This window comes from Microbulbifer mangrovi, assembly GCF_002009015.1.
Lineage (GTDB): Bacteria > Pseudomonadota > Gammaproteobacteria > Pseudomonadales > Cellvibrionaceae > Microbulbifer > Microbulbifer mangrovi.
Genome location: NZ_LZDE01000322.1, coordinates 1 through 25,927, shown reverse-complemented (window position 1 = coordinate 25,927; position 25,927 = coordinate 1). Strand labels below are relative to the sequence as shown.

The following is a 25,927-nucleotide window of genomic DNA, read 5'->3' as shown; positions in this document are numbered from 1 at the left end:
ACACGCGCGATTATAAGCGCCCTGGCACAACTCCAGCTGAAGCTGCCTTCCCGTGTGGAAGCTATCCTGACCTCCATTAACGATGGAGACAGAGTGCCCATGCAGGTTCAGGAAGAGATCTGGCTGGCAGTACAGGCCGCCCATCCCGACCCCCTGCTGGGCATTCGCCTCGGCCAGGCCATGCTGGGCAGCCAGATGGGGCTGGTTGGCTACCTGCTGATGACCCAGAAAAACCTGGGCGCAGCCCTGGACCAGCTGCTGATCTATCACCCACTCCTGGGCGAGGGCGGCCTGTTCGAAATGCGCCGCAGCAGTTTCTACGTGGAGCTCTGCTACCGCCCCAACTACCTGCGCTGCGCCCGCCTGCGGGTGGAAACTGTGCTGTCCATCTGCCTGGCCCAGGCGCGGGCGATGACAGGCCGTGAATTCCAGCCGCAAAGCATCCAGTTTGCCTACCCCACCCCGTCCCTGGCAATCCAGCAGCAATACCAGCAGTTGCTGCAGGCACCGGTGCAGTTCAATGCGGAGGCCTCTGGCATTCGCTTGCGTCCCCAGGACCTGGAAATCCCCCTGGTGGCCGCCGACCGCCACGTGATGGCGCGCCTCAAGCCGGAGGCAGATGCCCTGCTCAAGGCGCTGACCAGCAAAAGCCTGCAGTTACGTGTCGCTCACCTGTTGCAGCAGGAGCCCCAGCTCAGCCGGGAACAGGTTGCCGCACGGCTGTGTATCAGCCCCCGCCATCTGGGACGTAAATTGCTGGAAGAAAACGCCAGCTTCCGAGCGATCCAGGACGAAGTGCGTAGCCACTATGCCTGCCAGTGGCTGCGCGAGGGAGAAAAGACCAACGTGGATATTGCCGCCGCCCTCGGGTATTGCGATGAGAGCGCATTCGGCAAAGCCTTCAGGCGCTGGACCGGCCTGTCCCCCAAGGCCTTCAAACTGGACAGCCTGGATCATCTGGACAGCCCGGCTGCCCCGGACAGCACCCAGTAAACCAAACGATCAAGGGCACCCCTGTGTGCCCGCCCAGACCTCACAGGTGCGCGCGGAAAAACGCCTGTAGCGGCGCACGCAGTGGTGCGAGAGATTTGTAGCGGGACTCTTCCGGCGACATTGCCTCCACCGCATCGTGAAGCGCCGACAACCCCCCAGGCACTGCCAGTAGATCAGACAGCGGATTGGTCATCACGCGAATACTAAACACCACCGCGCCGGTCTCCGGCAGGCGCCGCAGCGACTGCCGCTCAATACGCAGGTAGAGCGCACCCTCCTCCGATGAAAGATCCGCAGAGCTGGCCTCATCGGATCCGCGCTGTAACAGCGCAGGAGAGTCCACCACCGACCAGTTACTCCGCCATACCGAATACTCTGGCCGCAGATGATCAAAAAAGCGGGCCACCTGCGTCCCCAGATCGCGCTGAAAACCGGGTACGGGCTTGTGAATCACCTCCAGGGGACGACCGATTTTTTCTTCCAGGCGCCAGTAACTGGGCGCAGCCAGGGATGCTGCCACGAGCTCATAGCCACGCGCACCCGGCAGCAAAATACACAGATCATCAGCCACCCAGAGACTGGCGCCCCACAACGGCTCGCCACTAGCGTATACGGTGTCGGCGCCGGGCCAACAGAGCGCATCCACGGCCCCAGAATGATCACGCCAGCACAGCTGACCGCCGGCGGCACAATGGTAAGCGCTGTGATCCCGCGACAGATGTTTCCCCAGCAGGGTAGCCAGCTCCCGCTGGGCAGGGAGAGACTCCGGCAACTGCGCAAATACCCGCTCCCCCAGCCGACGACGGGCGGCAAGCTTGTTGTGCAGGTAGTGCGGGAGATGAGCGCAGGGCTGGATCCAGTCTTGCGGCGCAAGCCGGTTCAGTCCCATATGCACGATGGCAGGTTCACGGACAAAAGGGAGCACCGCGCCAGGAGAGCGCAGGTCTTGGGCAAAGCGACGCGCATCCCGCGCCGCTTGCTGGGAATCCCCCGAAGAGACTCCGGAAAGACTAGGCACCGGAATGGCTCCGGTGCAAATTATGCGACAAAGCGATCACAGGTCGCGTATCAGCGGGATACGGTCGCCTGCTGGGCAGCGCGCGCCTGGGACAGCGCAGCCAGGTCTTCCAGCCATACGATATCCGCAGCGGCAATCTGCTGGCCGGTGTACTCACCGAGCGCCGCGCGTACCTGCTCCAGGTTTTCAACTTCCTGATCGCCAGTAACGGCTTCAAGCGGAAGCTCAATCCAGGCCTGGCCATTCTGGTCGATGACCGGCTTGCCCTCTTCCATCAGGTCAGCATCCTGGGCGTCCTGGTCTACTGCGGTGAGGTGGCGGTCAATGGCGGAAGAACCACCGGCCGGCAGGTAGATGGTGCCATTGGTGAAGTCCACCGCGAAAGCCACGATACCGGGCAGAATACCGAACAGCAGGCCTGCGCCATCAAGGATGACCACAACAGGATCAACTCGACCGCCAGCCTGCCCCTTGCGCTCAGGGTACAGAAAGTAGCCACATGCTGTGAGATTCAGCATCAGGGTCAGAAGGCAGGAAACTGCGATGCCGCGCTTGATGGATTTGTTCATGGATTTAGATTCCTTTATTGGAACATTTCGCCAGATAGTACAGGCCCGCAAGAATACCGATTTGCCCGCCGCACGGAAAGTGGCGCCAATTGGATCTTTGTGCGCCAGGTCGCAGGCACAACAAAACATCGTCGGTATTCTGATCACCGTTGGTGCCACGTAGCGACAAATTCCGGCAACGCCACCCCGGGGAGATACCAACAACCATACCCCTAACAATCCACCCCAGGGGATCCGATCCATACATCGGACCCGGTGGGGTAGCGATGGAGAAATCACCATGCCAGCTTACGTCCGATACTGCAGCCTGTTCATCATGCTCGCCAACCTGCTTGTGATCAGCGGCTGTGCCGCCCCGGGGCAGACCCGCGATGACCAGCGCCAACATATCCAGCAAACCGAGCGCGAGGTACTGAACGCACTGTATGACCTGAAGCCCGACCTGCGCAGCGACGTGGCTCGCGCCCCGGGATACGCAGTATTCAGTAACGTTAATGTCAACCTGCTGCTGGCCAGTGCCTCCACCGGCTACGGTGTGGCAGTGAGCAAGTCCGGCGAACGCACCTATATGAAAATGGGCGAAGTGGGCCTCGGCCTGGGTATTGGTATAAAAGATTTTCGCGCCCTGTTCGTATTTGACTCTCCGGAAGTGATGAACCGCTTCGTGGAGCGCGGCTGGTCATTCGGCGGCCACGCCGACGCCGCCGCCAAGGCCCAGGACAAAGGCGTCGCAGTGGGCGGAGAAGTCGTCGTCGACGGCATGCGGGTTTACCAGCTCACCGAGAGCGGCATCGCCCTGCAGGCTACGCTCAAGGGGACCAAGTACTGGAAAGACAGCGAACTTAATTTCGATTGACACCTGTATCGACAGGCGGGCAGATCAGCGAAATCTTTCGGCCGTTAACCATAACTGCATAAGCTGTCTAAAAGTTAACCGTTTACACGCCAAGTTTTCACTTGTACGGGGCAGCCCGCAATTGGGCTGCCTAAACTTTAAACAGCACCTACTGAGGTATGTCAGGGAGCAGTACAACGTTTCTGATGGTGCGGTAGTGGTTCGCACCGCGCATTGACCGGGGCAGTGAGAAGTCGTCATTGGTCTGACGCCAGAAATTTCAAGGAGCAGTAGTCTCAGCAGGTGCCGCCATGGATTGGCAGGGGCGCGGTGTTCGCAAGGACACCGCGCCTTTTTATTTGGGGCATTGGGGGCGTTTGAATCCTCCTATTCCTGTCCCAAATTCTCATGCACTTTATTTGAATTGGGCGATCCATTTCCGCACAGCCAAAAAACATACCATCCCGCTCACCATTCAATATATTGTTCTCGAAAAGAATCAGCTGATAGAGAATTCGTTCAAGCTGCCCTGGGCTATCCTGAATTTTCAGTTCGAATCTGTATCCTGCTAGCCCAAGCACAAAAAATGCCGGACACGCCAATGGCTACCGGCGCTTTCACCCCGTTCGCCCACGAATACTGCGGAGTCCTCGCATGCACATCAGCAGCGCCTTTGACAGCGGCAATATCCAGGTTATCGACAAAAACAGCACCCCTGTCGAACTCGCCATCAAGATCGATAACCAGTCGGACTTTTATCAGTGGTTCCACTTTCGCCTCGAAGGTGAGGTAGGTAAAGAGTACCCACTGCGCGTTACCAATGCCGGCAAGGCCGCCTATCCCGAAGGCTGGGAAAATTACCGGGTGTGTGCATCCTACGATCGCCACAACTGGTTCCGTATCGATGCACAATACGACGGCAAGGTACTGGACTTCACCGTCGACCTGGAACAGCCGAGCATTTATCTCGCGTACTTCGCCCCGTACTCCTGGGATCGCCACCTGGACCTGCTTGCCTGGGCGCAGTCCGACGAACGGGTACAGCAAGAGACCCTCGGCCTCACCCTGGACGGCCGGGAAATGACCTTGCTCACGGTCGGCAATCCGGAGTCCGCAAAGCAAAAGGTATGGATGATTGCCCGCCAGCACCCGGGAGAAACCATGGCGGAATGGTTTGTGGAAGGCTTCCTGGAAACACTGCTGGATGAATCCAACTCCGCAGCACTCAGCCTGCTGGAAGACACGGTGTTTTACGTGGTGCCCAACATGAACCCGGACGGCAGTGTGCGCGGACACCTGCGCACCAACGCAGCGGGCGCCAACCTCAACCGCGAGTGGCAGTCACCGAGTATGGAGAGCAGCCCCGAAGTCTATCTGGTGCGGGAACGCATGCTCGCTACCGGCGGCGACATGTTCCTCGATATTCACGGCGATGAGGCCCTGCCCTTCAATTTCGTCGCTGCCTGCGAGGGCATTCCCGGTTACGACGACAAACACGCGGCGCTCGAAAACACCTTCAAGCAGGCCTTTGAGAAAATCAGCCCGGACTTCCAGACCGAGCGCGGCTACCCTCTGGACAAGCCCGGTGAGGCCAACATGACCGTTGGCACCAACTGGTGTGGGCACCAGTTCCGCACCCTGGCACTCACCCTGGAAATGCCGTTCAAGGACAATGACAACCTGCCAGATCCTATCGAGGGCTGGTCCCCCGCGCGCTGCCGCAGTCTGGCACGGGATATGCTGTTCCCGATCCGCGAGACGCTCGCTTTTATGGATAAAAAATAATTGAAAGACCAGCGGCACGCCGTGCCGCACTCCCCCTACTTCCAATAACCAGAAAAGGACCCCTTATGCAAAAGCCCTCTGACTGGCGGCGCCTGGCGCTGCCCCTGGCCCTTGCGGGACTGACCGCAATCGCCGGTTGCAGCAAAGAAGCTGCCGACAACGGCGCCGAACAATCTGCCACAACAGCCGGCAGCGAGCAGGCGGCCACACAACCGAAAGAAATGCCCACCGCCGAGGTAATCAGCGAGCCAACGCTGACTGACGAGGAGAAAGCAGAAGTGGCGGAAATCGCCAAAGACCTGCACAAGCACATCGCGGTGCTCGCCTCGGACAAGTTTGAAGGACGCGCCCCCGCCACCGAGGGCGAAGAACTGACCGTGAATTACCTCGCGGACGAGTTCAAAAAACTGGGCCTGAAGCCCGGCGCCACCGATGCGAATGGCAACCCCAGCTGGTTCCAGGAAGTTCCAGTAGTGGAGATGCAAATAGAGAGCACCCCGCTCGAAATCCAGGGCAAGGACTTCGAACAGTCCCTGCAGCCCCTCACCGACATGGTCGCATTCACCCAGCGCCAGACAGCGGAAAGCCAGCTGAAAGACAGCCCGCTGGTATACGTCGGTTACGGCATCGTCGCTCCGGAAAATGACTGGAATGATTACGCCGGCCTGGATATGAAAGGGAAAACCGCGGTTATCCTGGTGAACGATCCCGGCTATGCCACCCAGGACAAGAGCCTGTTCAACGGCAACGCCATGACCTACTACGGTCGCTGGAGCTACAAGTTCGAAGAGGCCGCGCGTCAGGGTGCTGCCGGCGCCATCATCATCCATGAAACCGGTGCTGCCGGATACCCGTGGGAAGTGGTCAGCGGCAGCTGGTCCGGAGCGCAAATCAGCCTTGAGGCCGAAGACAAAAATGCCGACCGCGTCGCGGTGGAGTCCTGGATCACCGGCGATGCGGCCAAGGAACTGTTCAGCGCAGCGGGACTGGATCTGGCGCGGGAAATGGACGCGGCGAAACAACGCGGTTTCAAACCCAAGCCCCTGAATCTGACGGCCTCCGTCGATCTCAAGAGCAAGGTCCGCACTTCCAATTCGCGCAATGTGGTGGCCAAAATCGAGGGCAGCAAATTCCCGGATGAAGCCATCATTTACACCGCGCACTGGGACCACCTCGGGGTAAACACCCACGCGGATGACGGCGACCAGATCTTTAACGGCGCGGTCGACAATGCAACCGGTACCGCCGGCCTGCTGGCGATGGCACACCAGGTATCCAAGATGCCGCAGGCGCCCGAGCGCTCACTGGTGTTCGTCGCGGTAACCGCCGAAGAGTCCGGCCTGCTCGGCTCCAAATACTACGCCGCCAATCCGGTGGTCTCCCTGGAGAAAACTGTCGCCGGTATCAACTTTGATGCCATGGGTGTACTCGGCCCGATGCGCGACGTAATCGTTGTCGGATACGGCAACAGTGAGCTGGAGCAGATTCTGGAAAAAGCTGCGGCAACCCAGGGGCGCTACCTGGCACCGGAAGATCATCCTGAGCGCGGCTACTTTTACCGCTCCGATCACTTCAGCCTGGCGAAAAAGGGCGTACCCATGCTCTATTTCGATTCCGGTACCGACAGCTTCGAGCACGGCCGCGAATGGGCGCAGAAGAAAGGCGAAGAGTACACCGCAGAGCACTACCACAAGCCCGGTGATGAATATGATCCACAGTGGAACATGGAAGGTGCCGCACTTGACCTGGCTCTCGGCCTCGACATTGGCCTGGCACTGGCCAACAGCCGCGATTGGCCGAACTGGTACAAGGGCAATGAGTTTAAAGCCGCCCGCGATAAAACGGCGGACAGCAGAAAGTAAGTGACCCTGCTCGCTCGAGCAGACCAAGCTAAAAAGGGGCGCCCTCGGGCGCCCCTTTTTTAATTTTGACCATCGACTTATTCAGCGAGGGACTTACCCTGTTCCCCTTCGCGCGCAGCGCCGCGGGGCTCGTAGGTCAGCCTCTCTTTCTTGGCAATCAGCCAATAGGTAACGCCCAGTGCCAGCGTCGTCATCGCAATGCCGGCGACGAACTCCGGCCCGGTATCATCCAGATCGAGCACAATCACTTTCCGTGCAATCGCCATCAGCGCAGTGGCAACCACAAGCTGAATCGGTATGACGTTGGAACCCAGGTAGAGCCGGATATTGATAAAAATCTCAATAGAGATCAGCACCAACATAATTGCCCCAAAAACATCAAACAAATCACCGTGGTCAAGCAATAGCTTGGGCTCCGTGGTCAGGCGCTGGTATAGCACCCAAACCACATCCGCCACACTCCACATGATCACCAGTGCCATGAGTACCGCCAGAAAACGGATGGAAGCGCGAATGACGATATGCAATATCCGGATCAGAGGATCTTCGTGCTCGGCGGGCAGCTCTTCGTGAAGAATGATATGCCGCCTGTTTTTCTTTTCCATTGCGCGCCTCTGGGATCGAAGTCAGTGCACCACTAGTTATAGCGCACCGTATATTTCCTGCACTCCCCTGCATTCCAGACATAAAAAAACCGCTGCAAGCAGCGGTTTTTTATGTGTTGCCTTTACATCAGGCAAAAGCAGCTACAGGATCATGCGACCGTCGCTTCCTCGAGCTTTTTCAGCTCTTCATCACGCAGCTCGCGACGCAGAATTTTGCCCACATTGGTCTTGGGCAGGTCTTCGCGGAACTCGATATTACGCGGCACCTTGTACGCAGTCATGTTTTCGCGACAGTATGCGACTACCTCGTCTGCGGTCAGGGACTCGTCTGCTTTTACCACAAACAGCTTCACCGCCTCCCCGCTGCGCTCGTCGGGAATACCCACTGCCGCAGCCTCGGCAACCTTCGGATGTGCCGCCACGATATCCTCGATCTCGTTGGGATACACGTTGAAGCCAGACACAATGATCATGTCTTTCTTGCGGTCGACAATTTTGATGTAGCCGTCGTCCTGAATGACCGCCATATCGCCGGTCTTCAACCAACCTTCGGAATCGATGGTATCGGCCGTCGCTTCGGGTCGTTCCCAGTAGCCTTTCATCACCTGCGGACCGCGGACACACAGTTCACCCGGGGTGTTATTCGGCAAATCGTTACCGTTTTCATCGATCACCTTGACCTCGGTGCCCGGCACTGCGACGCCTACGGTGCCCAGTTGCACAGCATCCGCCGGGTTGAAGGAAACCACCGGTGCGGTTTCTGTCATGCCGTAACCCTCGGTTACCACACAACCGGTCATTTGCTCCCATTTCTCCGCAGTTGCGCGGGTCAGGGCCATGCCACCAGAGCAGGTAGTGTGCAACTTACTGAAGTCCAATTCGGCAAAATCCGGACAACGCATCAGGCCATTGAACAGGGTATTCAGACCGCAGAATCCGGTAAAACGCTTGCCCTTGAGGGTCTTCACAAAGCCCGGGATATCCCGCGGGTTCGGAATCAGCAGCGAGTGGCTGCCGGTGGTGAACAGGCACATGCAGTGCAGGGTGAACGCGTAAATGTGATACAGCGGCAGTGGCGCAATGTAAAACTCTTCGCCTTCGCGCATGGAGTCACCCAGCGCCTCGCGCACCTGCTCCATATTGGCTACCAGGTTACGGTGGGTCAGCATCGCGCCTTTGGCCACACCGGTGGTACCGCCGGTGTACTGCAGAACGGCGAGGTCGTCCGGTGTACGCTGCACTTCCTGGTGCGGCTGAGCGGCACCGGCAGACATGGCGTCACGGAAATTTACGCGGTTGCTGAAGCTGAACTCCGGCACCATTTTCTTGATGTATTTGGCGACACTGTTGATCAGGATACGCTTGAGCGGCGGGTGCAGGTCGGCAATTTCGGAAACAATCACCTGCTCTACAGAGGTCTCGGGAATCACCTCAGAAGCGGTATCGGCAATATTCGCCAGCACCACCAGCGCCTTGGCACCGGAATCATTCAGCTGATGCTTGAGTTCGCGCTTGGTGTACAGGGGATTGGTGTTGACCACGGTAAGGCCGGCGCGCAGCGCACCGAATACCACAACGGGATACTGCAGCACATTGGGCAGCTGTACCGCAATGCGATCACCCGGCTTGAGGCTGGTCTTGTTCTGCAGGTAGGAGGCGAAGTTGGCGCTCAGACGGTCAATATCCCCAACCGTCAGTGTGTGCCCGAGACAGGTAAAGGCCGGTCGATCGGCGTATTTGGCCGTGGCAGACGAAAACACGTCAATAATGCTGCGTTCGATGTCCAACTTATTTCTCCCAAAATGTTGTTCTTGTGGTGCTGTCCGCGCAGTGCGGAACGCCCCTTAACCCGGGATTATCGATCAGGTTGCGGACCGAAGATACCATGACGTGGAAATTAACCAACCGCGAAAATTCGCAGCCGAATGCCCTAATCTGGTACCCATGTCCGTATATAGACGAAATCCTCAAGCGAAGCGCTCTGCGGACAGATGATTATTGTAAGTTTTGATAGTTATTCGGTGAATGTCGCTATGTGAGACAAATAAGGCGCCTGAATTTTTCGGCCCCGTTATTTTTCTCTATTGTTTGTTTTATATGCCGCCAGTCTCCTGCTGGAAAACCGGATCGGCGATCACTGCTGTGAATATTGGAGCACTGATTGCACAGCAATTCTATTCCGCGGGAGGTAATCCCCGGTCAGCCGTGTGTGCAGAACAGGTCCGCCAGCGCTGCCGCCAGTTCGCGGTTTCCGGTGTAGCGGATATCCCCCAGTAGAAAAGCATGACGCGCACTCAACTGGCCGTCGCTAATGCCTTTCAGGGTGTTGAATGACATCTCCAGTTCGAGATCCGCATCTTCCGTCAGGCCTGCGATCTGTCGGGCTTCAATAGACCCGCTGGTCGCGCCCACGGACGATTGATCTTCGCCCTGTCGCTTCTGGACCTGCAGGTAAAAATCGCTGCCATCGGGCAATCGGAACTGTATCCGAGCGGTTTCAGGCAGACAAGTCAGTCGCTGTAGCCGCTCAATGATTTGCACGGGTAGATGCATCGAAGCTCCGCGTAATAAATATCCAGCGATCACCGCCATTGACAAAAGCCGGATTCAAAAACACCGCCGCTGTTGCCAGCGGCGGTGTTTTCTCTACATCAAACTCAGAATACGAAGTGTTCCGCATCCAGGCTCATCAGGTTTTCGGCACCGCTCTGCATCGCGCTGGCATGCGTGGCCGTGCGCGGCAGGATACGGTCGAAGTAGAAACGTGCGGTCGCCAGCTTGGCGCGGTAGAAGTCTTCTTCCGCAGTGCCCGCAGCGATCTGCTCGTTGGCCACCTTCGCGGACAGCGCCCACAGGTAGGCCTGTACCGCGTAACCGGAGTACATCAGGTAGTCCACGGAAGCGGCACCCACTTCATCCGGGTTCTCCATGGCCTTGACGCCGACATTCATGGTCAGCTCGCCCCACTCCTTGTTGATTTCCTGGAGTTTGGAAACGTAAGGAGCGAGTGCCTCATTGTCGACTTCTGCCTGGCAGAACTTGTGCACGATCTTGGTGAACTTGCGCAGGAGTTCGCCCTGGCTCATCAACACTTTGCGGCCCAGCAGGTCCAGTGCCTGGATACCGGTAGTGCCTTCGTAAATCGTGGAGATACGGGAATCGCGTACGTTCTGCTCCATGCCCCACTCGGCGATGTAACCGTGGCCACCGAAGCACTGCATGCCCAGGTTCGCAGACTCGTAACCTGTCTCGGTCAGGAACGCCTTGGCGATCGGCGTGAGGAACGCCAGCAGATCGTCGGCGTCCTTGCGCTCTTCATCGGAGCCGCTCTGGGAGCGATCTACCTGCTGGGCACACATCAGGACCAGCATACGACCGCCTTCGGAGAAGGCCTTCTGGGTCAGCAGCATACGGCGTACATCCGGATGCACGATGATCGGGTCCGCCGCACCTTCCGGGTTTTTCGGGCCGCTCAGGGACCGCATCTGCAGGCGATCCTTGGCGTACGCCAGGGACTTCTGGAAGCCCGCTTCCGCGTGCGCAACGCCCTGCAGGGCAGTACCCAGGCGCGCAGTGTTCATGAAGGTGAACATGCAGTTCAGGCCCTTGTTGGGAGGACCAATCAGGAAACCCTTGGCGCCATCGAAGTTCAGTACCGCGGTCGCGTTGCCGTGAATGCCCATCTTGTGTTCCAGGGAGCCACAGCTCACGCCGTTGCGCTCACCCACGGAACCGTCTTCGCTGGGCAGGAATTTCGGAACGATAAACAGGGAAATTCCCTTGGTGCCGGCAGGCGCATCGGGCAGGCGGGCGAGCACGATGTGCACGATGTTTTCCGCCATGTCGTGTTCACCCGCAGAGATAAAAATCTTGGTGCCGGTAATGGAGTAAGAACCGTCGTCGTTGGGCTCGGCCTTGGAGCGCAGGATACCCAGGTCGGTGCCGCAGTGGGGTTCGGTCAGACACATGGTGCCGGTCCAGCTGCCCTCTACCAGTTTGGTCAGGTAGGTATGCTTCTGTTCGTCGGTACCGTGGGCTTCCAGGGTGTTCATTGCGCCGTGAGACAAGCCCGGGTACATACCCCAGGACCAGTTGGCGGTACCCACCATTTCGCTCAGGATGGTGCCCAGGGACGGCGGCAGGCCCTGCCCGCCGTGATCCACGTGGTGTGCCAGTGACGGCCAGCCGGCCTCGACAAATTGCTGGTAGGCTTCCTTGAAGCCCTCCGGGGTTTTGACTTCGCCGTCATTCCAGGTGCAGCCCTGCTGGTCGCCGATCTGGTTCAGCGGAGCCAGTACGTTCTCACAGAACTTGGCGCCCTCTTCCAGGATGGCATCCACCACATCGGGACTAGCGTCTTCATAACCCAGCGTTGCGTAGTGCTGATCCCAGTTGAACAGCTCGCGCATCGCAAAGCGCATGTCACGCAGGGGAATTTTGATCTCGCTCATCCTGTATACCCTCTTTCGATATTGGTCGTCGGTGGACCGGGTCTTGTCATCCCGGGAGTCATTGCCCGGCTGCGGAAGATCCACGCCTGTCGGTGACTCAACTTTTACTTTTATTCATATTAGTTGCAAATCGGCAATACTCACTATGGCGAAAAGAGTCCAAAGCACTAACAAAATACGGCGCGAAAATGACATAAAACTGCCTGACGCAGCGGTCAAAAAGTGCTTTGGCGCAGAGAGTTTTAACGGGCACTACCGATCGCGAGTGGAGCCACAGTCAGCGGCCCCGCAGTAAGAAATTGCGTCAATATGGTGCAGGCGTGAAGAGAGAAGTGGCCCGGCGACAGTAGCTACACGCCGGCGGCGGAGGAGCGCGGGCTTTTGCGATATTCTCCGGGAGTCACCCCGGTCCATTTCTTGAACGCGCGAAAAAACGCACTGGCTTCATCAAAACCGAGCATTTCCGCAATCTGGGTGTTGGAGAGATCCGGACAGCTGAGATAGTGAAACGCCGCTTCCATACGGCACTCGTCTTTCAGTTTCTGGTAAGACGTGTTCTCCTGCTGGAGCTTGCGCCGCAGCGTGGTAACCGACATGTTCAGGCGCTCGGCCACCGCCTCTGCCGCCGGCATGGATTCACTCACATCCCGATTGAGAATGGTCTTCACCTTGGTCTTGATGCTGTTGGCGTTGCCGTCACTGATTACCAGATGGTAAGGCGCTGTGCGGATAAAGTCCTCCACGGTCTGCGGACTCTGCACAATGGGATAATCCAGATAGCGACTCTCGTATTCGAGTGCATTGCCCGGCTGATCAAACAGCAACTCTTCGGCCTCACTCTGCGCCAGGGCCAGGAACTCTTCCGGACAGGAAAATGAAAAATGCAATTTTGCCAGCGGGATTTCCCGACCGACCAGCCAGCAATAAAAGCGATGCCAAACCGCCAAGGTGGTGCGGATGACCCCGGGCGAAGTCTCGGCAATCAGCTGATCAAACTCGCCGGGCTGCAGGGAGCTGATCCCCTCGATGACCACGCGATCCTTGTCGCCCTCCCGGTACAACACCGGCTTGACGCGAAACCCGCGGCAGATTTCCATAAACTGGGCGCTCAGGGTAATCGCCTGCCGCACCGTTGCGCAGTTCACCACTGTCAGACACAGCAATCGGAAAGAGCCGGAGCGCACCCGCCCACCGCTCAGCATGCCAAACCACTCGTCCTGTGACAGCCACATCACACGCTGGTAAAGACGACCGTATTTCACCGCGGAAAACGCCGCGGTATCCTCCAGATCCTGCTCGGAAATACCCACCGAACCGAGCAGCTCCGCGCGATCGCATCCGTGCTGGGAGGCTTCATCCAGCAGACGCTGTACATAGGTAATCGGGATTCGGATATCTTCGTGGGTGTTTTCCATTCGACAACTGGCGACCTGGGCAGAAATTAAGGTTAATCCGTTTTTATTACTTGCCGCGGCGATTGCGAATCCAGTTCAACAACGCTCCGAAGCCGAATGCCACAGAAACAATCACCGCGAGAAACACCAGCATCAACACCAGATAGCTGAGCACATCCGCCACCGGCAGGTCCCAACTCCAGATTGCCGCCGCAATAAAAGCAATACAGGCGAGCACACTGGTGATAAACGAACGGCGGCGTTTGTTGGCCATAACAAAAACACTTTGGCTGGGAAATGAATGGTTGGTCGGCGAACTGCGCCAACACTACCCTTAATAATAGTGAGGTAACCGGCACCCACCGATAGCACGTATCGACAGCATACTTGCGGTGTCGACTGCAGGGTCCGGCGCCACTCACGGCGCAGAATCGTGCAGCATCGTCCTGCAGCTGTCAACGAACCGGACCATCAACCGCTTCCCTGAAGAAGCGGATACACCGGAGAAAAATGGAGGTGCAGACCATGGGCAAGCGATTACTTTATCGGTCTGAAGACCGGAGCGCCCTGCGTAAACTGGCCATATGGGTCGAATGTATGATGCTTTTGGCGGGCTCAATCCTGCTGGGCATTTTACTGCTCAGCTGAGCGAAGCGCGCAGTCCCGAGACTTACCTGCCTTGACTACCCGGTCCACCCCAGGATATTTCAGTCACCATCGATGATTCCCCCCTGACTCAGACGCGCCGGATCCAGCAATTTTTCCAGTTCACTTTTGGGGAGATCCGTCATTTCCACCGCGACATCCAGTATCGGTCGCCCGCTGGCATATGCCGCCTTGGCGATTTCCGCCGCGCGCGCATAACCGATCACCGGGTTGAGCGCGGTTACCAGGATCGGATTCCTCGCCAGGGCCTGCTGCATGCGCGCCTCGTTCACCTCAAACCCTGCTATCGCCTTGTCCGCCAGCAAACGGGTGCCGGTGCTGAGTATCCGGATACTTTCCAGCAGGGAAAATGCAATCACCGGCAACATGACATTGAGCTGAAAATTACCACTCTGCCCGGCCACGGTGATGGTGGTGTCATTGCCCATCACCTTGGCAGCAACCATCGCTACAGACTCCGCGATCACCGGATTGACCTTGCCCGGCATGATACTGCTGCCCGGTTGCAGTGCCGGCAACGCGATCTCGCCAAATCCGGCAAGGGGGCCGCTGTTCATCCAGCGCAGGTCATTGGCGATCTTCATCAGCGCCACCGCCAGCGTTTTCAGTTGCCCGGAAACCTCCACGGCGGTGTCCTGGCTGGCAATGGCCGCAAACGGATTCTCTGCCGGGCGCAGGTAAACACCACAATCGCCACTCAGCTTGCGCGCAAAGACTTCGGCAAATTCCGCATGTGCATTTAATCCCGAGCCCACTGCGGTTCCCCCCTGGGCCAGTTGCTCGAGGCGCGGCAGTGAATTTTCGATCCGCTCCTTACACAGACGCACTTGCGCCGCCCACGCATTCAATTCCTGAGATAATGAAACCGGTACCGCATCCATCAGGTGGGTGCGGCCAGTTTTGATCACACCCTCTACTGCAACGGCTTTTTCCTCGGTCACATCGATCAGGTGCACCAGTGCCGGCAGGAGTTTATTTTGCAACGCGAGCAAAGCGGAGAGGTGGATCGCCGAGGGGATCACATCATTACTGCTCTGACACATATTGACGTGATCGTTGGCACCCACCGCCAGACCACTCTGTTCCGACGCCATGCGGGCGAGCACCTCATTGACGTTCATGTTGGTACTGGTACCGGAACCGGTCTGAAAGATATCGATAGGGAATTGTTGCTGAAAGTCGGCTTCCGACAGTCGGTCACAGGCTGCGGTGATTGCCTCCGCCACCTCCTTGTCGAGTATACCGAGACAGAGGTTTGCCTCGGCTGCCGCCTTTTTTATCGCCACTACCGCACGCAGGAACTCCACCGGCAGGGAGTAACCACTGACCGGGAAATTTTCCACAGCACGCTGGGTCTGGGCGCCATAACGGGCACGCTGCGGCACCCGCACTTCACCCAGGCTGTCTTGTTCGATGCGATAATCGTCCGGTGAGCCGGAAGAGGATTCAGTCATGCGCTACCCCCGGTCGGAATTTGACTGGATATCTAAGACTGGTACATCGGGACTAGAGTAGCGTAGAGCGTCGCGAGGTCAAAAAAACCACGCCGGCGGGAATACAGGTACCGATCAGCGGATGCAGATCAGATACTCACACGCCCTTCCTGGGTCCATTCACAGCGTACCTGCATGTCGCCACAGCCGGGTTCATGGTAGAGACCTGCGGCCTCCCAGGTAAACGAATGCGTACCAGACAGTTCGGTTTCGAGGTGTACGGTAGCGGAAACCCAGTACATGCTTTGCAGCAATTCCTCGAACTTCTGGATCCAGTGATTCCACTCGTACTCCACCGCACGGTAGGACGCGCCAAAATGAATCACGTCTGTCTGGTACTGGGACTGTTTGACCTTGATGGTGGGAATCGAAAACATGTCGCGGCACAGAAATGGCCACTCATCGGCACTCGGCAAGGCGAGGACAGCTTCACGATTGACCCGCCGGCGGTCACTGCCGCCGGTCAGGCTATTACTGTCTTTGATACAGCCGTAAACAATGGATTCCTGATCGCCCTGAATCACTCTGCGCTAACCCCTACGCTGCCCCCGCAGCGTATTCACCACTGCCTGCAGGCCAATTCATAAAACTTTATCTGCCAACTGTAACGGCGCAAACCACAGAATGCCACTGTGGAAATCGGCGAAATCTGCAATCTCGTCGCAATTTCTACATGTGAACCGTGCGGTGATACACGTTGCCGTTACACCGGTGCCTATACACCAGACAGGTTGTCGATAAACCGATCAGGACGGTTAAATTTCAATACCTTGTTCGCGCAACATGGCCATAAGCCCTTCTTCATCGAGTACCGGCAGATCGAGGTCGCGCGCCTTGTTCAGTTTTGAGCCTGCACCCGGCCCCGCCACTACCGTATGGGTATTGGCGGAGACACTGCCAGCCACCTTGGCGCCGAGCCGCTGCAGGTAATCCTTGGCTTCGCTGCGAGACAGGGTTTCAAGCTTGCCGGTAAGCACCCAGGTCTGCCCTGCCAATGGCTGCGAGCCCTCTTCCCGCACCTCCGCCTCCCAGTGCACGCCGGCCTGCTGCAGCGCGGCAATTTCTTCCAGGTTATGGGGTTGCTCAAAAAATTCGGCCACATAGTGGGCCACCACCGGCCCCACATCATCGACCTGTTGCAGGGCCTCACGGTCCGCCTGCATCAGGTGCTCGAGATCACCAAAGTGCCGCGCCAGATTACGTGCGGTTGCCTCACCGACCTCGCGAATGCCCAGCGCGTAGAGGAACTTCGGCAAGGTTGTGTTCTTGCTTTTTTCCAGTGCGCCCAGCAGGTTCTGCGCGGATTTTTCGCCCATGCGCTCGAGACCGGTCAAAGGCTCAAGAGACAAATGGTAAAGACCGGACACCGACTTCAGCAGCCCTTCATCCACCAGCTGCTCCACCAGCTTGTCACCGAGCCCATCAATATCCATGGCCTTGCGCGAGGCAAAATGCTTGATCGCCTGCTTGCGCTGGGCGCTACAAATAAGTCCTCCGCTACAACGGGCCACGGCTTCACCCGGGGTCGCCTCGACCGGTGAATCGCACACCGGGCAGTGGGTGGGAAACTCAATATCCCGGGCACCGTCCGGACGGCGACTCTCCACCACGGAAACGACTTGGGGAATCACGTCACCCGCGCGACGGATCACCACCGTATCTCCAACCTTTACCCCGAGGCGCGCGATTTCATCGCGATTGTGCAGAGTGGCATTCGACACAGTTACGCCGCCGACGAAAACCGGCTCCAACCGCGCCACCGGGGTCACCGCACCGGTGCGCCCCACCTGAAATTCCACATCCAGCAAGCGGGTCATTTCCTCCTGCGCGGGGAATTTGTAGGCAGTCGCCCAGCGCGGCGCCCGCGCCACAAAACCCAGGCGGCGCTGTAGCGGAATACTGTTCACCTTGAACACGATACCGTCGATGTCATACGGCAGCTGCGCGCGCTTCTCACCCAGCTTGCGGTGGTACTCGATACACGCCTGTATATCCGCCGCCACCGCCATTTCACTGTTGATTCGGAATCCCCAACGATTCAATTGCTCTAGCACCTCAGAGTGGCGCTCGGGCAAGTCGCCGCCTTCCACGATGCCCACGCTGTATACGCATAATTCCAGCGGGCGCTGCGCCGTAATGCGGGAATCTAACTGACGCAGGCTACCAGCGGCAGCATTGCGCGGATTTACAAAACCTTTTTCTCCGGCCGCCCGGGCTTTTTCATTCAGGGCATCAAAGCCCGCTTTGGGCATGTAGATTTCACCGCGTACCTCGAGCACCGGCGGCACATCTTCGTCGAGCAGCTTGAGTGGGACCGAGTAGATGGTGCGCACATTCTGGGTGATATCTTCGCCCACGGTACCGTCACCGCGGGTGGCGGCGCGCTCCAGAATTCCCTGGCGGTACAGCAGGCTGACGGCAATGCCATCCAGCTTGGGTTCACAGGCATACTCGACCGGCGCGCTGCTATTCAGGCGATCGCGGATACGGCGATCAAAGTCTTCCATCTCTTCATCGCTGAACGCATTGTCCAGCGACAGCATGGGCATCTCGTGGCGGATCTGGGTAAATGCGGCGAGAGGCTCAGCGCCCACGCGCTGGGTGGGCGAATCTGAAGTGACCAATTGCGGATATTCGCTTTCCAGCGCCTGCAGTTCACGCAGACAACGGTCGTACTCCACATCCGGCAATTCCGGTGTGTCGAGCACATAGTATTCATAATTGGCGCGGTTGAGGATCTCGTGCAGTTCGTTGACGCGCTGCTGCTTTTCCTGGGGAATGCTCTTTGTCATTGTGTTTTCGCGAATTGGAAAATACTTGCCGATGGCAATGGAATTAACAGGGGATGATCAGGCAAATAATCGGAAGATTACCGGCAATACCAGGCCCGATACAAAAGCCCCTCCGCAGAGGGAGGGGCTGACGCTTTACGCCTGGGCCCGGGCCAGCGCCTTGCGTCGCTGGAACTCCATTACCCGCTGGCGATAGTGTTCTGCGGTCTGTGCGGTGAAGACACTGCGGTTTTCATCCTTCAGTTCACCACCCAGCTGCTCTGCGATACCGCGTGCAGTGGATAGCAGGGTATCAAAGGCCTTAAGGGCTTCCACCTCCGCGGGCAGCGCAAGAAACAGGCTAACTCCCGGAGTGGTGAAATCTTCCATCTCGGACATATCGAAAGTGCCGGGCACCACAATATTCGCAAGACTGAACAGCGCCGGGCCTTCGCCCGCTTCGCCGCAGTGATAGTGGAATATATTCATGTCGCCAAAGCGCAGGCCACTGGAAAGCAGTACGCGCAACAGGTCATTGCCCTCAAAACAGTCGCCCGCCGGCGCCATGATATTGAGAATCAACACTTCTTCCACCGCCCGCTCTTTGGATGACTCCGCGGCCTTGCCCTTGCCACCGCGCTTACCCGCACGACTGCTGCCCGCATCACGGCTATCTTTTGCGCCGCGGGATTCCCGAGCCGGAGGGGTCGGCTTCTTGAATTCGGGAAACTTGAGTTCCGGCAATTTCAGATCCGCAGCGGCCCAGCCGGACTTGGCCGGAGACTCGGACTCTGTGTATGCCGCTGCATCCTCGACAGGCTCTGAAACCTCCTGTAGGGATTCAAGACTTACAGACTCGTCCAGTGACGGTTCACGGCGGTCGCTAGCTAAAGATTCCTGAGCCAGACTACCGAGCGGATCGGTATCCCGATCGCGGCTGCCGGCTACTGGTCCAGAAGCTTCCGGCTGTTGCTCCAGTGGCTGCTGGTGTGTCAGCTCAGGGGCAACCTCATCCAGGTCTGCGGGACCATCCAGGACGGTTGTAGATTCCGGCTCTATGGTCGACACCTGCTCCGTATCAGCCACGGAATCCATGAGCATGGGCACCTGCTCTTCCAGGTTCAGGGAGACCTGTTCCGGCACATGGGGACGCGGCGGCTCAGCGGTTACGGCAGCCACAGACGCGTCTCCCTCGCGGCGCTCGGGCTTACTGCCCGCCAGGGGTTTGCGCGAGGACTGGAAATTCTGCTGCACCTTGCGATTGACCTGAGAGGCATCCTCCGGCTTGCGGCGCTGCACTACCCGCACGGTACCGGGCAATTCCGCGGCAATCTGGCGGCGCTTCTCCGCTTCTTCCGGATCGATATATTCGAGATCGGGCTCGGCAAAACGGGGGTTGTCCCGAGCAGCCGGCGCAGCGGATGACGGCCTTTCTGCGGCCGGCGGCTGGGCGCGCTCACCCGACTCAACCGCGCGCGACGGCGAGAGAATATCATCGTTATAGTCATCCATATCCCGGCGCATGGATCGGGACAGGTTGCGGGAAACTTTCATGGTGTCGCGGTGCTTGAGATAGGCGCGACGCGCACCATCAAGTACTACCCCGAGCAGCACCAGAGCCAGCAAATTGATCAGCCAGTTGTCCATTTGTGCATCCCTCTCCCTAAGCCGACATCCATCGAGCCGGAAAGCCCGGGCTCCACATGTTGCAATCCACCGGGATCTTCCGATTTAAACAACCCTGTACTTCCATTACGCAGACGCCAACTCCGCTGCCTCTTCCACGTCCACGGATACCAGGCGCGATACACCCGGCTCGTGCATGGTCACACCGAGCAATTGATCGGCCATCTCCATGGCGATCTTGTTATGTGTAATGTAGATGAACTGCACGTGTGCGGACATTTCTTTTACCATCCGCGCGTAGCGCCCGACGTTGGCGTCATCCAGCGGTGCGTCCACCTCATCCAGCATACAGAAAGGTGCGGGATTCAGGCGGAAAATGGAGAACACCAGAGCGATGGCCGTCAGCGCCTTTTCCCCACCGGAAAGCAGGTGGATGGTGCTGTTTCGCTTACCCGGCGGACGCGCCATGATCGCGATGCCGGTATCCAGCAGGTCGTCGCCGGTCAGTTCAAGATAGGCGTGACCACCACCGAATACTTTCGGGAACAGTTCCTGCAGACCGCCGTTAACCTGATCAAAGGTCTCCTTGAAACGGGTCCGGGTCTCTTTATCGATACGGCGGATAGCGTTTTCCAGGGTTTCCAGCGCATCAGTCAGGTCATCGTACTGACGATCCAGGTAGTGCTTGCGCTCGGATTCCTGCTTGTACTCGTCGATGGCCGCCAGGTTAATCGGGCCCAGACGGGAGATACGCGCGGCCACCAGCTCGATATCCTGCTGTACTGCTTCGATAGTCAGTTCTTCCGGGAGTTCCTCGAGCAACACATCCAGATCATGGTCCGCCTCGCGCAATTGTTCTACCAGACCATTGCGCTGGGTTTCCAGTGTCTGGGCTGCAAGACGCTGCTGCTCCAGCTGTGCCCGCACCCCCTGCAGCGCTGACTCCGCCTTGTGGCGCTCCTGCTCCTGATTACGCAGGCTGGATTCGACATCTTCCAGTTTCTTGCGCGCTTCGGAAAGCTCGTTTTCCACCTCGATACGCTGGCCCAGCTTGTCTTCGAGTTCGGCCTGGAAATCCTGGGACGGGTCCTGAGCCTCCTCCATTTGCAGGGTCAGCTGTTCGCGCCGCTCCTGCAGGCGCTCTACCTGCTCGCGCAGGACCTGCAGGGTGCGCTCCAGCGAAACTTTCTGGGTGCGTACGGACTGCTCGCGCATCGCCAGTTCGTGCGCGCGGTCCTTGTCTTCACGGGCACGCTGGCGGGCGCTATCCAGCGCCTCGCGCAGTTCTTCGCGGCGAGCCAGCATTGTCTCGCGACGATCCGTATCGTCGCTCATGGCCTCGACCGCTTCCTGCAGCACGATTCGCGCTTCCGAGATGGCTTCGGATTCCATCTCCTTCTGTTCTTTTACTTCGGCAATTTCCTGCTCGATACGACGGCGGCGCTCGTCCATCTGCTCCTGGCGGGCACGCTGGGCAGACAGCTGGCTGCGCAGGTCGCCGGTGCGACGGTTCAGTTGCTCGGCGTTGTTACGACCCTGCTCGATACCGGATTCCAGTTCTACCGCACGTCCGCGCAGTTGTTCGCGCTGCTCGGACAGCTCCTCGATGCGCGCCTCGCATTCCGCCAGGGACTGCTCGAGGTTTTCCAGTTCCTGCTTGCGCGCGAGCACGCCGGCTTCCGCATCGGCGCCGCGGCTCACACGCAGCCAGCTCGGGCCTACCCATAGGCCATCGCGGGTAACAATGGATTCGCCGGCGCGTAACTGTGCGCGCTGGGTGAGTGCCGCAGTCAGGTCCTCGGCGGTGTAGATACCGTCGATCAGGCCTGTCAGGGCCGCGGGCCCATCCACGACGTCCGCCAGCTTGGGCAGGCTGCCACTGGCGACAGAAGAAACACTACTGCCATCCACAAAGACCGCCTGGCCACTTTCGAGACTGGCAAGTGACGCCTGCAGGGATTCAATCTGATCGATACACACCGCCTGCAACTGGGCACCGAGTACGGTTTCCACCGCGGTCTCCCAACCGGAACGGGCACTGATCTGCTCCGCGAGGCGCGGGCGATCCTGCAGGTTTTGCTGTTCCAGCCAGCTGGCGACCGCTTTGCCCTGCCCCATTGCAGCCTGCTGCAGAGCCTCCAAGGAAGCCTGGCGACCGCGGCTGGTCTGCAGTTGTAGGCGCTCTTTATCCAGCTCGGATGCGATATCGGTTTCCTGGCGACGCAATTCCGCGAGCTGCTCGACCTGCTCCGAAATGGATTCGCGCAGTTCCGCCAGCTGCATCTCCAGCTCTGCCAACTCTTCGTTCTGCTGTTCCAGTTCGCTGTCATCGCCAGCACCGGAAAGGCTCTCGCGCTCACTCTGGAGCTTGCTGATACGGTCCTGCAGGCGCTGGGTCGAGGTTTCCAGATGCTGGATACGCGACTGCTGCACTTCGGCCCGCTGACGCGAACCAGAAGCGCCCTGGTTGAACTGATCCCACTCGTTCTGCCAATCGCGCATCTGATCTTCAGCGGTCAGCAATGCCTGTGCAGACTCTTCTTCTGCTGCCTGTACCATTTCCAGGTCAGGGACGATGACTTCGAGCTCAGCGTCAAACTCGACTGCCTTTTCCTGATCCGCCGCGAGCAGCGATTGGGATTCACTGTATTCCTGTTCGGTGCGGGAGAAATCGCTCTGCAGCTGGGCATTGCGCTCGCGTGCATGGGAAATACTCTGCTCCAGACGCGCAATATCCGCACCCACCGAGTAAAAACGGCCCTGCACCTCATTAAAGGCATCGGACAGATCGTGGTAAGCGACGCGCTGCTCTTCAATACCGGTGTCACAGCTCACCTGGCGAGTGACCAGTTCCTCTACGGTTAGCTCCAGCTCGCCGATTTGTTGCTGCTTGGATTTAGCCTGATCGTCCAGGTCTTTGTACTTGAGGGCTTGCAGGTGTGCCTTGTGGGTGCGCTCCTCTTCCTTGAAGCGGCTGTATTTTTCCGCTGCTGCAGATTGCCGTTCGAGGCGGGACAGCTGGCGATCCAGCTCATCGCGGATATCGGTAAGACGCTCCAGGTTCTCATTGGTGCGGCGCATGCGGTTCTCAGTATCGCGGCGGCGCTCCTTGTACTTGGAGATACCCGCCGCTTCTTCGATAAATACCCGCAGCTCTTCCGGCTTGGCCTCGATCAGCTTGGAGATCATGCCCTGTTCGATGATCGCGTAACTGCGCGGGCCGAGACCGGTACCCAGAAACAGGTCGGTCACGTCACGCCGGCGGCACTTTTCACCGTTCAGGTAATAGTTGTTCTGCCCGTCTCGGGTCACCTTGCGCTTAACAGAGATTTCGCTGAACGCCGCGTACTCACCGGTCAGCTTGCCGGCGGAATTGTCGAACACCAGTTCGATGGAGGCCTGACCCACCGGCTTGCGGCCGCTGGAGCCATTGAAGATGACGTCGGTCATGGAGTCACCGCGAAGATTTTTCGCGGAGGATTCCCCCATTACCCAGCGCACGGCGTCGATGGTATTTGACTTGCCACAACCGTTGGGGCCGACCACGGCGCTGAGGTTGGAAGGGAAGTAAACGGTGGTCGGATCGACGAAGGACTTGAACCCGGCCAGCTTGATGCACTTCAAACGCATGGTCTTGAAACTCGGTAATACCCGGCGTCCGTACGGTCACAGTTGCCGCCGCCGAACGCTCTTCGTTGTAATCACAGGAGGGATCCGGCCGCCGGGCAGCCAAATCGCCGATTTGTCTTTGCAAACCGCCGATTGTACATGGCTGCGGGCGCGGTTTCAGCGCTATTTTTGACTGCCCCACCCACTTTCACCGTGAGGGGGCATGGCGCTATTTGGATACCGGATGAGGTCAGATTTTCTCGTTGATCGAGATATGGATGGACTTGCCCCAGTCGGCACGGGTCAGGCCTTTAATCTCGCCCTGCCAATCCCCGGGTGCCGGGCGGGCATTGCCATTGATCGCCAGTCGCGCAACCAGCTCTACCTCGTCCACCGTCTTGAGACTGCGGCCGGGCATCATTGCGCGGGACTCGTCGAGCACCACGTCCGCCGGCAGATCCGCTGCCGTGAGCCGGACAATCGCCACCGGCATGGGGCTATCGGCGGTGCGCGCGTAAACAAACACCGGGGTATCCGGGGAGGACTGAATGTTATCCGGCAGGGTAACCTTTAGCGCAATTCGATTGGCGCCCCCCTCTGAGCCCTTCGCGCTCTCCGGGGAGCCGGCCTGCGGCGCTTCATTGACCGCCACCTGACCACCAGCGTCAGCAATCGCCTTTTCCGCCCGCGCAACACCGGCGGCCAGCGCCTGGGCAGCACTGGACCCCGGGGTCATCTGCGCCTGTGCGCGCTGCCAGAAATCCCTGGCACCCGCATAATCCTCGCGATCAAACGCCGCGATCCCCGCCAAGCCGAGAGCAGTTGTGTTGTTGGGCTGGATCGCCAGCACCTGATCCACTTCGTGCAGGACCTCCGGCGACATCTTTGATCCATTGCCAAAGAACAGTGCCTGAGCCAGCTCCGCCCGGATATTCGCCGCGTCGGGCTCATGGGCGACAATATAGCGATATTGCGCAATCGCGCCCTGCAGGTCGTTACTTACGAGCAAACGCTGAGCCAGCACATAGCGGCTGGAAATATCCTCCGGGTGCGACTGAACACGCGCTTTCAACTGCTGCGTAATGCGGGCCTCGGCCACCATGTCTGTTTCACCGGACTGGCTCGCCACCAGATCCCGGTGCAGGGACAGGTCCTGATGAGCGCCCCAGTAAAAATACAGCCCCACCGCTGTGAACGGCAGTGCAAACGCGAGCACAAACAAGAGCCCCCGCCCGCCTTTGCGCGCCTGGGAAACCCGGTAGGATCCCCCCTCCTCAGCCAGCAGCTTACGCGCCAGTTCATTTTTCAAGGATTGGTACTGGGCTTCATCCACCGCGCCGCTGGCGCGAGACGCCTCCAGCTCGGCCAGGTGCTCCCGGTATAGTGCCGCCTGGGTGCTGGCATCCACATCATCCGACGGCGCAGACGCCACCTTGCCATTTCCGCGCAACAGCGGCCACGCAATGAAACACGCGAGCGGCAGCAACAGCAGCGCCAGTATCAGCCAGAGATCAGTCATTGGTTTTGCTTCCGCCCTGTTCACCCGTGTTCAACAGCCGCGCGAGACGCTGCTGCTCTTCCACGCTCAATTCATCAGATTCATCATTCTGTCGGCCGCCGCGTCCACCGCGCGAGCGGACCACGATCACGATCAGGGTCAGCAGCCCCAGCGCCGCAAAAATGCCCGGCGCAAGCCACAATGCCATGGTGTTGCGCTGCAACGGGGGGCGATACAAAACAAAGTCACCGTAGCGGGCAACCATGTATTCATTGATTTCCTGGTCACTGAATCCCTCTTCCAGCAGGCGGCGAATCTCGCGACGCAAATCCGTAGCCACCATGGAGTCGGAGCCAGCCAGATTCTGGTTCTGGCACTTGGGGCAGCGCATCTCCTCAATCAGTACCTGATAGCGCGCCTGCAGCTCCGGCGTGGAAAGCGGTTCCACCTCCACCGAAGCGCGAACTGCAGAAACGGGCATGACCAGTGCAGCCAGCAGGGTCAGCATGGCAATGAGCAACGTCCTTTGGAACTTGATCAGCACGGATTCTCTCCAGTCAAAAGTGGCCGAATTATAACAGTGAGGCGACGCCACTACATACCTCTGCGGTGCTTCAGCCGCCGCCTGCAATTGCCCGCCATCGCGCTTAACTCATTGAATCACAAAAAAATTTCCAAAAAGCGTTGACGCCCAAAAAAATATCATTACTATACGCAGCTCCTGACGCGGGGTGGTTAGCTCAGTTGGTAGA

Annotated in this window: 20 protein-coding genes; 5 read left to right on the top strand and 15 right to left on the bottom strand. The window is 58.6% G+C overall.

Going from position 1 to position 25,927, the window contains the following annotated elements; genetic code table 11:
* Positions 1-54: 54 nt before the first annotated feature.
* Positions 55-993, top strand: coding sequence for a helix-turn-helix domain-containing protein (locus B4U49_RS12085; RefSeq protein ID WP_239692605.1), 939 nt, complete (start codon positions 55-57; stop codon positions 991-993).
* Positions 994-1,033: 40 nt separating this feature from the next.
* Here B4U49_RS12085 and B4U49_RS12080 read toward each other — a convergent pair whose 3' ends face one another.
* Complete coding sequence (locus tag B4U49_RS12080; RefSeq protein WP_143735641.1) at positions 1,034-2,011, bottom strand: heme-dependent oxidative N-demethylase family protein; 978 nt, start codon at positions 2,009-2,011, stop codon at positions 1,034-1,036.
* 50 nt (positions 2,012-2,061) lie between these two features.
* The gene (locus tag B4U49_RS12075) at positions 2,062-2,580 is read right to left on the bottom strand and encodes a hypothetical protein (RefSeq protein ID WP_078084853.1); all 519 of its coding nucleotides are present in this window, start codon (positions 2,578-2,580) and stop codon (positions 2,062-2,064) included.
* 280 nt (positions 2,581-2,860) lie between these two features.
* Here B4U49_RS12075 and B4U49_RS12070 point away from each other — a divergent pair, with 280 nt between their 5' ends.
* The 4 genes from B4U49_RS12070 to B4U49_RS12055 all read left to right on the top strand — a co-directional run bounded on the left by B4U49_RS12070 (position 2,861) and on the right by B4U49_RS12055 (position 7,062).
* Positions 2,861-3,436 (top strand): lipid-binding SYLF domain-containing protein, encoded by a 576-nt coding sequence (locus B4U49_RS12070; protein WP_078084852.1) that lies wholly within the window; start codon positions 2,861-2,863, stop codon positions 3,434-3,436.
* A 290-nt stretch (positions 3,437-3,726) separates the two neighbouring features.
* On the top strand, positions 3,727-3,987 hold the full coding sequence (locus B4U49_RS18870) for a hypothetical protein (protein ID WP_143735640.1): 261 nt from the start codon (positions 3,727-3,729) through the stop codon (positions 3,985-3,987).
* A gap of 82 nt (positions 3,988-4,069) precedes the next feature.
* Positions 4,070-5,200: a M14 family metallopeptidase gene (locus B4U49_RS12060; protein ID WP_078084850.1), complete on the top strand. Its 1,131-nt coding sequence runs from the start codon at positions 4,070-4,072 to the stop codon at positions 5,198-5,200.
* Between the two features lie 65 nt (positions 5,201-5,265).
* Positions 5,266-7,062 carry a M28 family metallopeptidase gene (locus B4U49_RS12055; protein WP_078084849.1) on the top strand — a complete coding sequence of 599 codons (1,797 nt, stop codon included), beginning with the start codon at positions 5,266-5,268 and terminating at the stop codon, positions 7,060-7,062.
* A gap of 77 nt (positions 7,063-7,139) precedes the next feature.
* On the opposite strand, the gene B4U49_RS12050 is transcribed toward B4U49_RS12055, so the two are convergent.
* The 13 genes from B4U49_RS12050 to B4U49_RS11990 all read right to left on the bottom strand — a co-directional run bounded on the left by B4U49_RS12050 (position 7,140) and on the right by B4U49_RS11990 (position 25,719).
* Positions 7,140-7,667: a phosphate-starvation-inducible PsiE family protein gene (locus B4U49_RS12050; protein WP_193432843.1), complete on the bottom strand. Its 528-nt coding sequence runs from the start codon at positions 7,665-7,667 to the stop codon at positions 7,140-7,142.
* A gap of 149 nt (positions 7,668-7,816) precedes the next feature.
* Positions 7,817-9,454, bottom strand: coding sequence for an AMP-binding protein (locus B4U49_RS12045; RefSeq protein ID WP_078084848.1), 1,638 nt, complete (start codon positions 9,452-9,454; stop codon positions 7,817-7,819).
* 412 nt (positions 9,455-9,866) lie between these two features.
* Positions 9,867-10,220: an SCP2 sterol-binding domain-containing protein gene (locus tag B4U49_RS12040; protein ID WP_158078613.1), complete on the bottom strand. Its 354-nt coding sequence runs from the start codon at positions 10,218-10,220 to the stop codon at positions 9,867-9,869.
* A 104-nt stretch (positions 10,221-10,324) separates the two neighbouring features.
* Positions 10,325-12,118 (bottom strand): acyl-CoA dehydrogenase C-terminal domain-containing protein, encoded by a 1,794-nt coding sequence (locus B4U49_RS12035; RefSeq protein ID WP_078084846.1) that lies wholly within the window; start codon positions 12,116-12,118, stop codon positions 10,325-10,327.
* Between the two features lie 350 nt (positions 12,119-12,468).
* Positions 12,469-13,533, bottom strand: coding sequence for an AraC family transcriptional regulator (locus tag B4U49_RS12030; RefSeq protein ID WP_078084845.1), 1,065 nt, complete (start codon positions 13,531-13,533; stop codon positions 12,469-12,471).
* 46 nt (positions 13,534-13,579) lie between these two features.
* Entirely contained in the window at positions 13,580-13,786 is a 207-nt protein-coding gene (locus B4U49_RS12025) for a hypothetical protein (RefSeq protein ID WP_078084844.1), read from the bottom strand.
* 433 nt (positions 13,787-14,219) lie between these two features.
* Positions 14,220-15,632 carry a class II fumarate hydratase gene (locus B4U49_RS12020; protein ID WP_078084843.1) on the bottom strand — a complete coding sequence of 471 codons (1,413 nt, stop codon included), beginning with the start codon at positions 15,630-15,632 and terminating at the stop codon, positions 14,220-14,222.
* A 128-nt stretch (positions 15,633-15,760) separates the two neighbouring features.
* Positions 15,761-16,195: a hypothetical protein gene (locus tag B4U49_RS12015; protein ID WP_078084842.1), complete on the bottom strand. Its 435-nt coding sequence runs from the start codon at positions 16,193-16,195 to the stop codon at positions 15,761-15,763.
* 231 nt (positions 16,196-16,426) lie between these two features.
* Complete coding sequence (gene ligA / locus B4U49_RS12010; protein ID WP_078084841.1) at positions 16,427-18,463, bottom strand: NAD-dependent DNA ligase LigA; 2,037 nt, start codon at positions 18,461-18,463, stop codon at positions 16,427-16,429.
* Between the two features lie 135 nt (positions 18,464-18,598).
* Positions 18,599-20,089 (bottom strand): cell division protein ZipA, encoded by a 1,491-nt coding sequence (gene zipA, locus B4U49_RS12005; protein ID WP_078084840.1) that lies wholly within the window; start codon positions 20,087-20,089, stop codon positions 18,599-18,601.
* Between the two features lie 105 nt (positions 20,090-20,194).
* A complete protein-coding gene (gene smc / locus B4U49_RS12000; RefSeq protein ID WP_078084839.1) occupies positions 20,195-23,698 on the bottom strand; it encodes a chromosome segregation protein SMC in 3,504 nt (1,167 codons plus the stop codon).
* Positions 23,699-23,927: 229 nt separating this feature from the next.
* Positions 23,928-25,196 (bottom strand): c-type cytochrome biogenesis protein CcmI, encoded by a 1,269-nt coding sequence (gene ccmI, locus B4U49_RS11995; protein WP_078084838.1) that lies wholly within the window; start codon positions 25,194-25,196, stop codon positions 23,928-23,930.
* Complete coding sequence (locus B4U49_RS11990) at positions 25,189-25,719, bottom strand: cytochrome c-type biogenesis protein (RefSeq protein WP_239692604.1); 531 nt, start codon at positions 25,717-25,719, stop codon at positions 25,189-25,191. The genes ccmI and B4U49_RS11990 overlap by 8 nt, the downstream gene beginning before the upstream one ends.
* Positions 25,720-25,927: the final 208 nt, after the last annotated feature.

Excerpts from the sequence above, each read along its gene's own strand:
- B4U49_RS12035 (WP_078084846.1), bottom strand. The coding sequence starts at position 12,118 with ATGAGCGAGATCAAAATTCCCCTGCGTGACATGCGCTTTGCGATGCGC.
- B4U49_RS12025 (WP_078084844.1), bottom strand. The coding sequence starts at position 13,786 with ATGGCCAACAAACGCCGCCGTTCGTTTATCACCAGTGTGCTCGCCTGT.
- ccmI (WP_078084838.1), bottom strand. The coding sequence starts at position 25,196 with ATGACTGATCTCTGGCTGATACTGGCGCTGCTGTTGCTGCCGCTCGCG.
- B4U49_RS12040 (WP_158078613.1), bottom strand. The coding sequence starts at position 10,220 with ATGCATCTACCCGTGCAAATCATTGAGCGGCTACAGCGACTGACTTGT.
- B4U49_RS12030 (WP_078084845.1), bottom strand. The coding sequence starts at position 13,533 with ATGGAAAACACCCACGAAGATATCCGAATCCCGATTACCTATGTACAG.
- B4U49_RS12055 (WP_078084849.1), top strand. The coding sequence starts at position 5,266 with ATGCAAAAGCCCTCTGACTGGCGGCGCCTGGCGCTGCCCCTGGCCCTT.
- B4U49_RS18870 (WP_143735640.1), top strand. The coding sequence starts at position 3,727 with ATGGATTGGCAGGGGCGCGGTGTTCGCAAGGACACCGCGCCTTTTTAT.
- ligA (WP_078084841.1), bottom strand. The coding sequence starts at position 18,463 with ATGACAAAGAGCATTCCCCAGGAAAAGCAGCAGCGCGTCAACGAACTG.
- B4U49_RS12075 (WP_078084853.1), bottom strand. The coding sequence starts at position 2,580 with ATGAACAAATCCATCAAGCGCGGCATCGCAGTTTCCTGCCTTCTGACC.
- B4U49_RS12020 (WP_078084843.1), bottom strand. The coding sequence starts at position 15,632 with ATGACTGAATCCTCTTCCGGCTCACCGGACGATTATCGCATCGAACAA.
- B4U49_RS12070 (WP_078084852.1), top strand. The coding sequence starts at position 2,861 with ATGCCAGCTTACGTCCGATACTGCAGCCTGTTCATCATGCTCGCCAAC.
- B4U49_RS12050 (WP_193432843.1), bottom strand. The coding sequence starts at position 7,667 with ATGGAAAAGAAAAACAGGCGGCATATCATTCTTCACGAAGAGCTGCCC.
- B4U49_RS12060 (WP_078084850.1), top strand. The coding sequence starts at position 4,070 with ATGCACATCAGCAGCGCCTTTGACAGCGGCAATATCCAGGTTATCGAC.
- zipA (WP_078084840.1), bottom strand. The coding sequence starts at position 20,089 with ATGGACAACTGGCTGATCAATTTGCTGGCTCTGGTGCTGCTCGGGGTA.
- smc (WP_078084839.1), bottom strand. The coding sequence starts at position 23,698 with ATGCGTTTGAAGTGCATCAAGCTGGCCGGGTTCAAGTCCTTCGTCGAT.